General features: G+C 71.9%; 14 protein-coding genes. 4 read left to right on the top strand and 10 right to left on the bottom strand.

Translation table 11 applies throughout. The features are described 5' to 3' along the window. Positions 1–19: 19 nt before the first annotated feature. The 7 genes from ABZ464_RS03430 to ABZ464_RS03400 form a co-directional block, all read right to left on the bottom strand. Positions 20–1,192 carry a serine hydrolase domain-containing protein gene (locus tag ABZ464_RS03430; RefSeq protein ID WP_359270239.1) on the bottom strand — a complete coding sequence of 391 codons (1,173 nt, stop codon included), beginning with the start codon at positions 1,190–1,192 and terminating at the stop codon, positions 20–22. A gap of 72 nt (positions 1,193–1,264) precedes the next feature. Beyond that, positions 1,265–1,873 (bottom strand): hypothetical protein, encoded by a 609-nt coding sequence (locus ABZ464_RS03425; RefSeq protein ID WP_359270236.1) that lies wholly within the window; start codon positions 1,871–1,873, stop codon positions 1,265–1,267. A 54-nt stretch (positions 1,874–1,927) separates the two neighbouring features. Then, positions 1,928–2,332 (bottom strand): organic hydroperoxide resistance protein, encoded by a 405-nt coding sequence (locus ABZ464_RS03420; RefSeq protein WP_359270664.1) that lies wholly within the window; start codon positions 2,330–2,332, stop codon positions 1,928–1,930. 175 nt (positions 2,333–2,507) lie between these two features. Then, positions 2,508–2,975, bottom strand: coding sequence for a MarR family transcriptional regulator (locus ABZ464_RS03415; protein ID WP_359270233.1), 468 nt, complete (start codon positions 2,973–2,975; stop codon positions 2,508–2,510). Positions 2,976–2,986: 11 nt separating this feature from the next. Then, positions 2,987–3,748: an ABC transporter ATP-binding protein gene (locus ABZ464_RS03410; RefSeq protein WP_359270230.1), complete on the bottom strand. Its 762-nt coding sequence runs from the start codon at positions 3,746–3,748 to the stop codon at positions 2,987–2,989. Further along, positions 3,736–4,497 carry a cobalt ECF transporter T component CbiQ gene (cbiQ, locus tag ABZ464_RS03405; RefSeq protein ID WP_359270227.1) on the bottom strand — a complete coding sequence of 254 codons (762 nt, stop codon included), beginning with the start codon at positions 4,495–4,497 and terminating at the stop codon, positions 3,736–3,738. The genes ABZ464_RS03410 and cbiQ overlap by 13 nt, the downstream gene beginning before the upstream one ends. A gap of 4 nt (positions 4,498–4,501) precedes the next feature. Beyond that, positions 4,502–5,554 carry an energy-coupling factor ABC transporter permease gene (locus ABZ464_RS03400; RefSeq protein WP_359270224.1) on the bottom strand — a complete coding sequence of 351 codons (1,053 nt, stop codon included), beginning with the start codon at positions 5,552–5,554 and terminating at the stop codon, positions 4,502–4,504. Between the two features lie 192 nt (positions 5,555–5,746). Here ABZ464_RS03400 and ABZ464_RS03395 point away from each other — a divergent pair, with 192 nt between their 5' ends. Continuing rightward, positions 5,747–6,100, top strand: coding sequence for an SsgA family sporulation/cell division regulator (locus tag ABZ464_RS03395; RefSeq protein ID WP_359270221.1), 354 nt, complete (start codon positions 5,747–5,749; stop codon positions 6,098–6,100). A gap of 9 nt (positions 6,101–6,109) precedes the next feature. Here the strand turns inward: ABZ464_RS03395 and ABZ464_RS03390 are convergent, their stop codons facing one another. The 3 genes from ABZ464_RS03390 to ABZ464_RS03380 all read right to left on the bottom strand — a co-directional run bounded on the left by ABZ464_RS03390 (position 6,110) and on the right by ABZ464_RS03380 (position 11,560). Next, on the bottom strand, positions 6,110–7,777 hold the full coding sequence (locus tag ABZ464_RS03390; RefSeq protein WP_359270218.1) for a penicillin-binding transpeptidase domain-containing protein: 1,668 nt from the start codon (positions 7,775–7,777) through the stop codon (positions 6,110–6,112). Between the two features lie 172 nt (positions 7,778–7,949). Continuing rightward, the gene (locus tag ABZ464_RS03385) at positions 7,950–9,575 is read right to left on the bottom strand and encodes a penicillin-binding transpeptidase domain-containing protein (protein ID WP_359270215.1); all 1,626 of its coding nucleotides are present in this window, start codon (positions 9,573–9,575) and stop codon (positions 7,950–7,952) included. A 200-nt stretch (positions 9,576–9,775) separates the two neighbouring features. After that, positions 9,776–11,560 (bottom strand): phospholipid carrier-dependent glycosyltransferase, encoded by a 1,785-nt coding sequence (locus ABZ464_RS03380; RefSeq protein WP_359270212.1) that lies wholly within the window; start codon positions 11,558–11,560, stop codon positions 9,776–9,778. Positions 11,561–11,678: 118 nt separating this feature from the next. On the opposite strand from ABZ464_RS03380, the gene rsmI reads away from it, so the two are divergent. From rsmI to ABZ464_RS03365, 3 genes are all read left to right on the top strand, one after another. Continuing rightward, positions 11,679–12,551, top strand: coding sequence for a 16S rRNA (cytidine(1402)-2'-O)-methyltransferase (rsmI, locus tag ABZ464_RS03375; RefSeq protein WP_359270208.1), 873 nt, complete (start codon positions 11,679–11,681; stop codon positions 12,549–12,551). 244 nt (positions 12,552–12,795) lie between these two features. Further along, the gene (locus ABZ464_RS03370; protein ID WP_359270205.1) at positions 12,796–13,194 is read left to right on the top strand and encodes a hypothetical protein; all 399 of its coding nucleotides are present in this window, start codon (positions 12,796–12,798) and stop codon (positions 13,192–13,194) included. Between the two features lie 63 nt (positions 13,195–13,257). Further along, complete coding sequence (locus tag ABZ464_RS03365; RefSeq protein ID WP_359270202.1) at positions 13,258–14,136, top strand: TatD family hydrolase; 879 nt, start codon at positions 13,258–13,260, stop codon at positions 14,134–14,136. Positions 14,137–14,236: the final 100 nt, after the last annotated feature.

Genomic DNA, 14,236 nt, shown 5'->3' with positions numbered 1-14,236 from the left:
CGTCGGACGGTGGGGGCCGTCAGGCGGAGGTGATCGCCGTCCGTACCGCCCGCAGCAGCGCCTGGGCCCTCGGGTCGGCCGTCACGCCGGTGCGGAAACCGTTGGTGACATAGCCGAAGGCGATGCCCGACCCGGGGTCCGCGAGGCCGAGCGCGCCGCCGCGGCCGGGGTGGCCGAAGGAGGTGGGGGAGAGCAGCGGGGACGCACCGCCGTGCAGCATGTGGCCGAGGCCGAACCGGGTGGTGACCACCAGCACCCGGTCCGGCCCGGCGGACTGCTCGGTGCCCGCCAGGGCGGCCGTCTCGGGGGTGAACAGCCGCACGCCGCCCTCGACTTCGCCGATGAGCGAGGCGTAGAAGCGGGCCAGGCCGTCGGCGGTGGCGATGCCGTTGGAGGCGGGCAGGGCCGCCGCGCGGTACGCGGGGTCGTTCTCGTCGGGCAGCGGGGTGATCGCGGCGAAGGCGCGGCGGGTGAGGGAGGCGGGGTCGGCGTAGGCGTCGGCGACGGACCGCTTGGGCCGGGTCCGCAGACCTCCGGCGGGCACGGGCGTGTCGACCTGCCCGACGCGTCCCACGCGCGCGTGGAGCGATTCCGGCAGCCCCAGCCACAGATCGGCCCCGAGGGGTGCGGCGATCTCGTCGGCGATCCACTCGCCGATCGGTCGCCCGGTGACCCGCCGTACCAGCTCGCCGGTCAGCCAGCTGTAGGTCTGCGCGTGGTACCCGTGGTCGCCGCCCGGCTCCCAGGCGGGCGCCTGCGCGGCGACCGCCGCCGCGCCCAGATCGGGGTCGGCGGCCTCGGCGGGCGTCAGCGGCCGGTCGAGGACGGGCACCCCCGCGCGGTGCGCGAGCAGCTCCCGCACCAGGGTGCGCTCCTTGCCGGCCGCCTTGTACTGCGGCCAGTACGCCCCCACGGGCGCGTCGAGGTCCAGCAGTCCGCGCTGGTGCAGCAGCAGGAGTACGGCGGCGGCGACGCCCTTGGTCGCGGAGCGCACGATCTGCGCGGTGCCCTGCTCCCAGGGAGCCGTGCCGTCCACGTCCCGGGTGCCGCCCCACAGGTCGACGACCTTGCGCCCGTCCCGGTAGACGGCCACCGCCGCGCCCCGCTCCCCGAGCGTGGCGAAATTCCGTACGAACGCCTCCCGGACCGGCTCGAATCCCTCGGCCACCACACCGTTCGCGTTCGTGTTCACGCCCGGATCCCTTCACTCGCTTGCGACAGTGAGTGAAACACGGCGGCCGCGCCTTGGATTCCTCGGGCTGCCCTAGGGGTCGGCGGTCCGCTGTGGCTTCCGCGCGGGGCGGACGAGGGCGCTCACCTCGCGCGGGTGGTGGTCGTAGCGGTGGACGCGGGTGCCGTCGCGGGTGCGCAGCTCCAGTTCCTCGCGCCGGACGCGGTGCTCGAACCCATCCCCCTCATCGACCCATCGACTGTGCGTCTCGGCGGTCAACTCGCGCCAGGAGTAAGCCTGGTAGCTGCGGAACCGGCGCAGGACCACGCCGCGGTCGTACCGGTACAGGACGCCCCGCCACCAGCCCACACGACGGCCGAGGACGAGCAGGAGCGGCCCCGCCAGGGTCACCGGGGTCAGCCAGACGGTGCGCGTGTCCCCGAGTCCCAGGCAGAGCCGTGCGACGAGGACGACCGGCAGGACGAACCAGAAGAAGCCGGTCACCGCGCAGAAGGCCCAGACCGCCAGGGGTGTCTGCCGGTCGCTGTCGACGTAGGCCCCGAACTCGCGGTACCCGGCGAGCGCGGCCGCCCCGCGCGGCACGAGCCGGAGCGCGAGCCGGCGCCCGAACCCGTCGTGCGCCGAGCAGTCCGCAGGACTGTCCGCCGAAGCGTCCGCCGAACCGTCCGTGGGACCACCCATGGGACCCCCCGATCCCGCCCGCCCGCGCGGGCGACACCGGCGTTGTACCCGGGCTCAGCCCAGCAGAATCGTCACGTCGATGTTGCCGCGGGTGGCGTTCGAGTACGGGCAGACCTGGTGGGCCGCGTCGACCAGCTTCTCGGCGAGGCCCTGGTCGAGGACGGGGAGCGAGACGCTGAGGGCGACCGCGAGGCCGTAGCCCTTGGTCCTGTTCGGCCCGATGCCGACCTTCGCCGCGACCGTGGAGCCGGTCAGGTCGTAGCCCGCGCGGTTGCCGACGAGGATCAGCGCGTTGTGGAAGCAGGAGCTGTAGCCGGCCGCGAAGAGCTGTTCCGGGTTGGTGCCGTTGCCGTCGCCGCCCAGCTCCGGCGGCATCGCCACCTTCAGCTCGATCTGGCCGTCCTGGCTGGTCACATACCCGTCGCGCCCTCCGTGCGCGGTCGCCTCGGCGACGTACATGATCTTCGTCGGACGGGTGTCGACGGTTTCGACGACGTCGACGACGTCACCTTCGCTCACAGCGGGACCCCTCCCCTGAACGTTCCCCGATTACATCGTGCACAAGGTACCGGCCGGTAGGTCGGTGTGTTTCTACCAGGGGGTAGTAACCGCGGGTAACTTCAGCTCGCGCGGGCTACCGCGCGCGGCTCGCCGCGCTGTGCGCCCGCTCCGCGAGACCCCACAGTTCCTCGCGCAACCGCGCGACCTCCGCCGCCTCCAGGCCCGTCGCGGTCATCAGGGCGCCGGGGACGCGGGACGCGCGGCTCCTCAGTTCCTCGCCGCGGCCGGTGCAGGCGACCAGGACCGTGCGCTCGTCGCGCTCCGAGCGCTCCCGGCGCACCAGGCCCGCCGCCTCCAGGCGCTTCAGCAGCGGCGACATCGTGCCGTAGTCGAGCCGCAGGGCCGCCGCCAGCTCCTTGACCGTGGTCTCACCGCGCTCCCAGAGGGCCAGCAGCACGAGGTACTGCGGGTAGGTGAGCCCCAGCTCGTCCAGGACCGGGCGGTAGGCGGAGGTCACCGCGCGCTGGGCCGCGTACAGCGCGAAGCACAGCTGTTCGTCGAGCAGCGGCGTACGCTCGGCCGTCCGGTTTTCGTCGGTCACGCGCCCATTCGTCACGCCCCCATTGTGACGGAGCGCGGGTCGAACCCGAAGGGCAGCTCCAGACGATGGGCGTTCATCAGGGACTCGTCGGCGAGGAGTTCGCCCGTGCGGCCGTCCGCCGCGATCACGCCCTCGCTCAGGATCAGCGCACGCGGGCACAGCTCCAGGGCGTACGGCAGGTCGTGCGTGACCATCAGCACGGTCACGTCAAGCGAGCGCAGGATGTCGGCGAGTTCACGGCGCGAGGCGGGGTCGAGGTTGGAGGACGGCTCGTCCAGGACGAGGATCTCCGGTTCCATCGCGAGGACGGTGGCGACGGCGACCCTGCGGCGCTGGCCGAAGGAGAGGTGGTGCGGCGGGCGGTCCTTGAACTCCGCCATGCCGACCTGCGCGAGCGCGCGGTCCACGCGCTCCTCCAGCTCCGCGCCCTTCAGCCCGGCCGCGGCCGGCCCGAACGCCACGTCCTCGCGGACCGTCGGCATGAACAGCTGGTCGTCCGGGTCCTGGAAGACGAGGCCGACCTTGCGGCGGATCTGAGCCATGTGGCGCTTGCCGACGGGCAGTCCGGCGACCGTCACCGTGCCCGCCCCGCCGGTCAGGATGCCGTTGAGGTGCAGCACGAGCGTGGTCTTGCCGGCGCCGTTCGGCCCGAGCAGCGCGACCCGCTCCCCGCGCGCGATGCCGAAATCCACGCCGAACAGCGCCTGATGGCCGTCGGGGTAGGCGAAGGCGAGGCCGGAGACCTCCAGGGACATGTCCGTCACAGCATCCATCCCACCACGCAGACGACCAGGGCGGCGAACGGCAGGGCGAAGGCGTACGACCACTGCGCCCGGGACGCGGTCACCTCGTCGATCACCGGCATCGCACCGGCGTACCCCCGGCTGACCATCGCCAGATGCACCCGCTCGCCGCGTTCGTAGGAGCGGATGAACAGCGCGCCCGCCGACTTGGCGAGCACGCCCCAGTGCCGTACGCCTCGTGCCTCGAAGCCGCGCGACTCGCGCGCGATCCGCATCCGCCGCATCTCGTCGGTGATGACATCGCCGTAGCGGATCATGAAGGACGCGATCTGCACCAGCAGCGGGGGCAGCTTCAGGCGCTGGAGGCCCAGGAGCAGCTCCCGCAGCTCCGTGGTGGCCGCCAGGAGCACGGAGGCGGCGACGCCCAGGGTGCCCTTGGCGAGGACGTTCCAGGCGCCCCACAGGCCGTTCACGCTGAGGGACAGCCCGAGGACGTCCACCCGCTCGCCCTCCGCCACGAACGGCATCAGCACCGCGAACGCGACGAACGGCACCTCGATCAGCAGACGTTTGAGAAGGAAGCGAGCGGGCACGCGCGCGTGCCGTGCCACGCACGCGAGCAGGACGGCGTACAGGCCGAACGCCCACATCGCCTCGCGCGGCGTCGAGACCACGACGACCACGAAGGCGAACGTGGCGGCGAGCTTGGTGTGCGGCGGCAGCGCGTGCACGGGCGAGTGCCCGTGCCGGTAGAGCCGGTGCGCGTGTCCTGCGCCCATGCCGTCAGACGTTCTCTACGGCGGTGGGCGAGGCGTCCGACGTACGGCGCCGACGCACCGCCCAGAAGACCGCGCTGCCCGCGACGACGGTCACGCCCACGCCGATCACGCCCGCGAGACCGCCGGACAGCCGGGCGTTCGTGACGTCCTTGACGCCGTAGTCGGCGAGCGGGGAGTCGGCGTTCGCGTGCTCCTCGGCCTTGCTGTCGATGCCGTGGTCGGCGGCGACCTTCTCCAGGCCGTCGGGGTTCGCGGAGGCGTAGAAGCTGACGACGCCGGCGAGGACCAGGGAGGTGACCAGGCCGCTCACCCACAGCGTGCGCCGCGAGGTGCGCGCCGCCACGGGCGCCGCCGGGTGCGCCGCGGGAGTGTCGACCAGTTCGCCGTTCACGCGCAGCTTGAGCTTCTGCTGCAGGCCGCGCGCGCCGTACACGAGGTCCGGCCGTACGGCGATCACGGCGCCGACCGTCAGCGCGGTGATCGCGGCCTCGCCGACGCCGATCAGCACATGCACGCCGACCATCGCGGTGGCGACCTTGCCGATCGCCACGTCGGTGGTGCCGCCGATCCAGTACAGGAAGGTGAAGGCCACCGCCGCGGCGGGGACGGACAGCAGGGCGGCGACGAAGGACGCGACCGTGACCGAGCGGTGGGTGCGCGGCAGCGTCTTCACCAGGCCGCGGAAGACGGCGTACGCCACCACGGTCGTGACGATCGCCATGTCGGTGATGTTCACCCCGAGCGCGGTCAGCCCGCCGTCGGCGAAGAGGATGCCCTGCATCAGCAGGACGACGGACACGCACAGGACCCCCGTGAAGGGGCCCACGAGTATCGCGGCCAGCGCGCCGCCCAGCAGATGGCCGCTGGTGCCCGCCGCGACGGGGAAGTTCAGCATCTGCACGGCGAAGATGAACGCCGCGACCAGGCCGGCCAGCGGCGCCGTCCGCTCGTCGAGCTCACGGCGCGCGCCGCGCAGGCTCACGGCGATGGCGCCCGCGGCGACGACTCCGGTCACGGCGGAGGTCGGGGCGTTGATGAATCCGTCGGGTACGTGCACCCGTCGATGATAGTGGCTTAATGCGAACAGTTCGCAAGAGCGAGGAGCTCGTGAATCGGCGCACGTTGTACGGCGTATCGCACAGGTGAGATACGCCTGCCCGGAGGAGCGCATTCCGGAAAATATGCGACATTGGAGGGGGAATCGATACACAGCTTCCCCGTAGGTCACGCAGCGTGAGAGGGCCGGCCGATGTCCGTAGTCGAGCAGTACGCGCGAGCCCACATCGTCACGGACGCGGACCTGGTCGAGGAGGAACGCGACGCCGTTCCCGTCGTCCTGCGCTACGACCCCGAGGACGATCCGCGGTCCGTGCGGGTGGGGCTGCCCGACCGGCACGAGTGGACGTTCTCGCGGACCCTGCTGGAGCAGGGGTTGCGGGCACCGGCCGGGACGGGCGAGGTGCGGGTGTGGCCGCTCGGGCGGGTGCAGGCCGTCGTCGAGTTCCATTCGTCGCAGGGTGTGTCGGTGGTGCAGTTCGACTCACAGGCGCTGCTGCGGTTTCTGCGCCGGACCTACATGGCGGGCGAACCGGTCACCCGGTAGGGCCGCCGGTCAGCCGCCCATCCTCAGCAGGGCCGCCACGATCGGCCCCGCCGTGTCGCCGCCGTGGCCGCCTGCCTGGACCACTCCCGCCGCCGCCAGGTCGCCCTTGTAGGCCGTGAACCAGCCGTTCGGCTTGGACTGGCCGTCGACCTCCGCCGAGCCGGTCTTCGCGCCGTCGTCGGGGCCGAGGCCCGACATCGCCTCGGCGGCGGTGCCGTAGGCCGCGGTGTAGTTCATCAGCTCGCGCAGCTGGGACAGGGTGGAGGAGGACATCGTGCGGGAGGCCGTGGCGAGGGCGCGGTGGTCGACCGACGGGGAGACCAGGTACGGCTGGTGGAAGGTGCCCGACTTCACCGTCGCCGACACCGACGCCATGTTCAGCGGGTTCATCCGCACCCCGCCCTGACCGATCAGGGAGGCCGCCATCTGGGCCGCCGACTGCACCGGCACCGAGCCGTCGAACGACGGGACCCCGATGGCCCAGTTGTTCATCGACAGCCCGAACACCTGCTGCGCCTGCCGGGTCAGGGTGTCGTTGTCGAGCTCACCCGCCTGGCTGATGAAGGCCGTGTTGCAGGAGCGCGCGAAACTCGCCTTGAAGCTGCCGCCCTTGATCTGGAAGTCGTCGTCGTTGTGGAACTTCCAGCCGCCGTAGGTGAACGTCTTCGGGCAGGGGTGCACCTTGTCCGCCGACGCCAGCCCCTTCTCGATGAGCACCGACGAGCTGACGATCTTCCAGGTGGAGCCGGGCGCGAGGGAGCCGTTGAACGCGGTGTTGAAGCCGTGGCCGGTGTTCGCCACCGCGAGGATCTCGCCGGTGGAGGGGCGCAGGACGACGACGGACGCGCGCGCGGTCTTGGCGACCTGCTGTTCGGCGGCGGCCTGGAGCGTCGGGCTGAGGGTCGTCCTCACGGTGCCCGGGGTGCCCTTGCTGAGCTCCAGGAGGGTCTTGTCGGAGGCCTTCTTCGCCTTGGACGCCTTGCCGCGCACCACGCGCAGCTCGACGCCCGCCGTACCGCCCGCCTTCTTGCCGTACTTCTCGCGCAGCCCGTCCAGCACCGTGCCGAGGGAGGGGTATGTGGCGGCGGTGATCTCACCGCCGTCCCGGTCGAGCGCCTTGACCGGCGGGTTGCCCGCCTCGCCGGTCACGAGCGTGTCCCCGTCGGACAGGTCGGGATGCACCACGGACGCGTGCCAGTCGACGGTCGCCCTGCCGTCCTTCGCCCGGCGTACGACGGTCAGCGCGCTGTCGTACGACAGCGGCTTGCTGACTTTCTTGTACGTCACCGTGCCCTTCACGGAGAAGGCGACCTTGTCGCCCGTGCGCCTGCCGGCGGTGAGGGTGACGCCCGAGACGTGGGCGTCCTCGGTGTAGCCGGTGAGCAGGGCGGCGGCGGCCGTGGAGTCGTCGGTGGCGGCCGAGGCCTTCGCGACCGCGCCCTGCTGCCAGGCGGTGAGGAACGTGCGGGCCGCGGTGGTCACCTCGGTCTCCGACAGCGGTCCGGTCTTGACGACCGTCTTCAGCCTGCCCGCCGTACCGGCCTCGGCCGACGCGCCGCCGGCGTAGAGCGCGTAGACACCGATCCCGGCCCCGCCGACGACGACGGCGACCATGCCGCCGACGACGGCGGGCCGTCGCTTGCTGCGCCGTTCGTCGACGCGCCTTCTCTTGCCCACAGCCTGTGATCCTCCGGATCCCCAGGGGGCTCCCCTTGCCCCAGTGCCCTCGTTGCCCTCACTCACCCCAACGACGGCAACCACCCTAGAGTCCCGCGCTGTGGGGGTGACGTCATATGTGACGTCAACCACCCACCTGTTACCGACTTGAACCAGCGGCTCCGGCGTCGGGTCAACCGGCGCGCAGGATCTCCGCGACGAGCGGGCCGGACGCGTCCACGCCGTGGCCGCCGTCCTGGACCAGGGCCGCGGCGGCCACGTCGTCGCGGTAGCCGGTGAACCAGCTGTTGGACCTGGCCTGGCCGTCGACCTCGGCGGAACCGGTCTTCGCGCCGATGCTGCCACCGAGCTTCGCCATCACCTCGGCGGCGGTGCCGCTGGTCGCGGTGCGGTTCATCATGCCGCGCAGTTGCCGCACGGTGCTCGCAGACAGCCCACGCGCGCGTGCCAGTTCACGGCCGTCGAGGCTCTGCGGCACGATCACCGGCTGCCGGAAGGCGCCCGTCATCGCGGTCGCCGTCATCGAGGCCAGGTTCAGCGGGTTCATCTGGACCTGGCCCTGCCCGATCAGGTTGGCCGCGGTGTCCGGGCCGCCGGAGGCGGGGACCGAGCCGTCGAAGGACGGGATGCCGGTCTTCCAGTCGAGGCCGATCCCGAAGCGGTCCTTGGTCTCCTCGGTGAGGGAGTCGACCTTCACCTCGTCGGCGAACTTCACGAACGCCGTGTTGCAGGAGCGGGCGAAGCTCTCGGAGAGGGTGGCGTTGTCGTTCGGGGGCATGTTCTTGATGTTGTGGAAGGTCTGGCTCTGCCATACGGCCTCGGCCGGGCAGGGGGCCGGACCGTTCGCCGAGGTGATCTTGTTGTCGATGAGGGTGGCGGCGCTGGCGATCTTCATCGTGGAGCCGGGGGCCACCTTGCCGAGGAACGCGGCGTTCCAGCCGTCGGCACGGTTGTTGGCGACCGCCAGCACCTCGCCGGTGCTCGGCTTGACGGCCACCACCGACGACTCGGGGTACTTCCCGACCGCCTTCTCGGCCGCCGCCTGCACGCTCGCGCTGAGCGTGGTGGGCAGCCTGCCCGCCTTGCCCTCGGCGAGGGTCAGCAGCGGGGTGTCGGCGGCGTCCGGGGCGGCGTGGTGGATCGCCAGCTCGATGCCGGGGGTGCCGCCGGCCTTGTCGCCGTACTTGGCGCGCAGCTCGTCGAGGATCGGCCCGAGCGAGGGGTACTTCTCCTTGGTGAGCACCTTGCCGCCGCGGTCGACGGCCTCGATCGGCGGGGCGGACGCGGCGCCGGTGACCAGGGTGTCGTCCATGTCCTTGAGCTCGGGGTGGACGACCGACGGCTGCCAGTCCACGAGCGCCCTGCCGGTGGTGACCCCGCGCACCACGGTCAGCTCGCTCTTGTAGTCGAGCGGCTTCGACCTGCCTTCGTACGACACGGTCGCCCTGACGCTGAACGGCACGGTGTCCCCCTGGGCGGCACCCGGGGTGATCTTCACCCCGCCGATGTGGGCGGTCCCGCCGTACGAGGTCAGCAGCGGCTCTGCCTTCTCCGCGTTGTTGGTGAGCGCGGCCGCGGCCGCCGGCTCGCCCTTCTCCCAGGCGGCGAAGAACTTGGTGCTGGTGTCCTTCACCTCACTGCTGCTCGGCGGCCCCGTCCGCGCGGGCGCGGGCCCGCCGCCCTCCGCGCCGCCGCCCCCGCTCATCGCGTTCACGATGTTGAAGGCCCCGTACCCGGCCCCGCCCACCATGACGACGAACACCGAGCCGACTATGGCCGCCTTCGCCCCCTTGCGCATGTGTGCACCCTCCCCGTTGGCACCTACTGCACGACGTTTCTGAACGCGTTCAGAAATCTCTGCTCAGGCTCACAGTAAGCAGAAAGGGAGGCGCCTGGGACGGCAGTTTCCGGAATCGTTAGCCCAGGGTGCTCAATCGCATACGCGAACGTTGTCTGTCGATGAGGATCCGGCGCCCCTGGACGGAAGGCACGGCACGGCTAGACCCACGTGTCGATCCACATCCGTGACCGCCACTGGTCGATCGGAATCGCCTGGCCCGTGAACAGGGGCCAGAAGTAGATGAAGTTCCAGGCGATCAGGAGGACCAGGACGCCCGCGCCGGTGGCGCCGGCCACGCGGCGGGTGTCCGACGAGCCCGGGGGGCCGATGATCGCGCCGAGCATCATCGCGACCGCGAGGCACAGGAAGGGGAGGAAGACGACCGCGTAGAAGAGGAAGATCGTGCGCTCCTGGTACATGAACCAGGGGAGGTAGCCGGCCGCGATGCCGCAGGCGATCGCGCCCGCGCGCCAGTCGCGGCGGAACAGCCAGCGCCACAGCACGTAGAGGAGCGCGAAGCAGGCGGCCCACCACAGCAGCGGGGTGCCGATCGCGAGGACCTCGCGGGCGCACTTCTCGCCCGCGTCGGCGGGGCAGCCGTCCGTGCCGGGGGAGGGGGACTCGTAGAAGTAGGAGACGGGGCGGCCGAGGACCAGCCAGCTCCACGGGTTCGACTGGTAGTTGTGCGGCGAGGTGAGGTGGGTGTGGAACTCGTACACCTCGTGCTCGTAGTGCCACAGGCTCCGCAGCCAGTCCGGGAACAGCCAGGTCCAGCTGCCGCCCCGGCCGTCGGTGGCCGCCCAGTTGCGGTAGTAGCCGCCCGAGCCGTCGCTCGGCGACAGGATCCAGCCCGTCCAGGAGACCAGGTAGGTGACGACGGCGACCGGGATCGTCGCCAGGAACGTCAGGCCCGTGTCGTGCCTGAGGACCGCCCGGTAGGGGTGGCGGGCGCCGGCCACCCTGCGCGAGCTCACGTCCCAGAGCAGGGTCATCAGCAGGAACGCGGCCATGATGTACAGCGCGTTCCACTTGGTGCCGATGGCCAGGCCGAACATCAGACCCGCCGCCCAGCGCCAGGGGCGCAGACCCAGGCGCACGGTCTCGGCGATGTGCGCGTCCGGGCGGAAGCGGCCGTCCACGTCCGGCGGCAGGGCCGCGGCGAGCCGCGCCCGCGCCCGGTCGCGGTCGATCACCAGACAGCCGAACGCCGCCAGCACGAAGAACATCAGCACCCCGTCGAGCAGCGAGGTGCGGCTCATCACGAAGGCCAGCCCGTCCACCGCCATCAGCGCGCCCGCGAGACAGCCGAGGAAGGTGGAGCGGAAGATGCGGCGGCCGATCCGGCACAGCAGCAGCACGGACAGCGTGCCCAGCAGCGCCGTCATGAAGCGCCAGCCGAACGGATCGAAGCCGAAGATCAGCTCGCCCAGCCCGATGACGTACTTGCCGACCGGCGGATGCACGACGTACGCCGCGTCCGTGGGGACGGCGAGATGGCCGCCCGAGGAGAGGACCAGGTCGTTGGCGTTCTTGTCCCAGTTGACCTCGAACCCGCGGTGGACGAGCGCCCACGCGTCCTTGGCGTAGTACGTCTCGTCGAATATCACCTTCCTCGGGTTGCCCAGGTTCCAGAACCGCATGACGCCCGCCACCAGCGTGACCAGCAGCGGACCGCCCCAGCCCGACCAGCGCGCGATCCGGTCCGCCCACACCGGCGGCAGCCCCAGCGTCTGCCACAGCCGGGGACTGGGCTGCGTGTACGGCGGCACCAGCCTCGCCCGGACATCGGCCGCGGGCTCGGCCGCGTACCCGAAACGGCGCAGCCGCAGCCGCCACGACGACGGCCGCCGGTCGTGCGGGTCGGCGTGCGCGGTCGCTGCGGGCCGGTGGTCGGTGGAGCCCGTGGAGTCCGTGGAGTCCGTGGAGGACGCGGTACTGGTCACCGCGCCATCGTAGGGAACAGGGCTGTGTGAGTCCCGTGCATGGGCCCAGTCGGCCGGTCACGCCGGGCGTCACGCCGGGCGTCACGCCGGGCGCACGGCGCCTGGGAGGATGGGGAACGTGACAGACACGCCCGCTCTCGCGCCCGGAACCCTCGTCCTCGCCGGCACCCCCATCGGCGACGTCTCCGACGCCCCGCCGCGGCTCGCCGAGGAGCTGGCCGGGGCCGATGTCGTCGCCGCCGAGGACACCCGCAGGCTGCGCCGGCTGACCCAGGCCCTCGGCGTCACGCCCAAGGGGCGGATCGTGTCGTACTTCGAGGGCAACGAGTCGGCCCGCACGCCCGAGCTCGTCGAGGACCTGCTGGGCGGCGCGCGCGTGCTGCTCGTCACCGACGCGGGCATGCCGTCGGTCTCCGACCCCGGGTACCGGCTGGTCGCCGCGGCCGTCGAACGGGACATCCGGGTCACCGCCGTGCCCGGCCCGTCCGCCGTGCTCACCGCGCTCGCCCTGTCCGGGCTGCCCGTCGACCGGTTCTGCTTCGAGGGGTTCCTGCCGAGGAAGGCGGGGGAGCGGCTGTCGCGGCTGCGGGAGGTCGCCGAGGAGCGGCGCACCCTCGTCTACTTCGAGGCCCCGCACCGGCTCGACGACACCCTCACCGCGATGGCCGAGGTGTTCGGCGCGGACCGGCGGGCCGCCGTCTGCCGCGAGCTGACCAAGACGTACGAGGAGGTCAGGCGCGGTCCGCTGGACGAGCTGGCCGCCTGGGCGGCCGAGGGCGTACGCGGTGAGATCACCGTCGTCGTCTCCGGCGCGCCCGAGCGCGGTCCCGAGGAGCTCGACGCGGCGGAGCTGGTGCGGCGGGTACGGGTGCGCGAGGAGGCGGGCGAGCGCCGCAAGGAGGCCATCGCGGCGGTCGCGGCGGATGCGGGCCTGCCCAAGCGCGAGGTGTTCGACGCGGTGGTGGCGGCGAAGAACGCCGGGGGGTCGTGAGGTTCGCGGGGGTGTCGTGAAGGAGTTCACAGGAGTGCCGTGAGGACGCTCACACCCCCTCTGAGCAGGGCGCATGTCGGATGAGCGTGCGCCCCATGGGCGGGCAAAGGGCGCCGGGGCTTGTGGCAAGGGACGCCCAAATCGGCTTCAACACTGCACAGATCGGGTGCCATTCGGCCGGTGTGAGGCATCCACTGGATGACGGGACGTGACACGTCCCTCCAGCGGACAACAGGAGCTGGCCATGAGTGAGATCACAGGGCAGACCGGCCTTCGCAACGGGGCGACCGGCGTGGTCAACGAGTCGTATTCCTTCGCCTGCATGCGCTGCGGGCACGGCTGGGAGCAGTCGTACGCGATAGAGCACCACATCGACGGCGGCGGACACGAGTTCGTCCAGTACGTGACGGACGGGCGGGTCGTGCCGTCCCCGCTGAGCCGGCCCGCGTGCCAGAACTGCGACGGGCACGTGGTGCGCATCATGCGGGCCGGACAGGTGTCGTCGGTGCAGGGCGCGGCCCGCCGGGGGCGCCCGGTGCCCCCGGCGGGACCGGTCGAGGTGCCCGAGGTGCCGGCGCAGACCAGGGAACCCCACCACTGGCATCTGTCCGACCTGCTGCACCCCTTCCGCAAGGCGAGCTGAGCGCGCGACGGCCCGCGGGGGCGGACCGCGGGCCGTCGCATGCCCCTTCCGTAGGATCGGGGCATGCCTTCCTCCAGCGACAAGAACGCGGCGCCGCCGCTCCCGGAGCCCCTGCGGGTGCCGGTCGCCGACTCCCACACCCACCTCGACATGCAGTCCGGCACCGTGGAGGAGGGCCTCGCGAAGGCCGCGTCGGTCGGGGTCACGACGGTCGTCCAGGTCGGCTGCGACATCAAGGGCTCCCGCTGGGCGGCCGAGACGGCGGCGGCGTACGACAGCGTCCACGCGGCCGTCGCCCTGCACCCCAACGAGGCGCCCCGCATCGTGCACGGCGACCCCGACGGCTGGTCCCGGCAGGGCGCACGCGAGCCGGGGGGCGCGGCGGCGCTCGACGAGGCGCTCGCCGAGATCGACCGCCTGGCCGCGCTCGCGCACGTCAAGGCCGTCGGCGAGACCGGCCTCGACCACTTCCGCACCGGTCCCGGGGGCAAGGAGGCGCAGGAGCGTTCCTTCCGCGCCCACATCGAGATCGCCAAGCGGCACGGCAAGGCGCTCGTCATCCACGACCGCGACGCCCACGCCGACGTCCTGCGCGTGCTGAAGGAGGAGGGCGCGCCCGAGCGGACCGTCTTCCACTGCTACTCCGGCGACGCCGAGATGGCCGAGATCTGCGCCCGCGCCGGGTACTTCATGTCCTTCGCCGGCAACGTCACCTTCAAGAACGCCCAGCACCTGCGCGACGCCCTCGCCGTCGCCCCCCTGGAGCTGGTCCTGGTCGAGACCGACGCCCCCTTCCTCACCCCGGCCCCCTACCGCGGCCGGCCCAACGCGCCCTACCTGATCCCTGTCACGGTGCGTGCCATGGCCGCCGTACGGGACCTCGACGAGGACACGTTCGCGACGGCGCTCGCGACCAACACCGCACGCGCGTTCGGTTACTGATCCGGTCGTGGGGTCACCCGAACACAACGCTGGGTAGCTGTGCCGCTTTGGAGAGTGACCGCCTCTCCGCTAGGTTCTGGGGGCCCGATCAGGACCCCCA

It is taken from the genome of Streptomyces sp. NPDC005820 (genome assembly GCF_040630255.1).
Lineage (GTDB): Bacteria > Actinomycetota > Actinomycetes > Streptomycetales > Streptomycetaceae > Streptomyces.
This window is presented reverse-complemented; position numbering and strand designations above follow the sequence as displayed.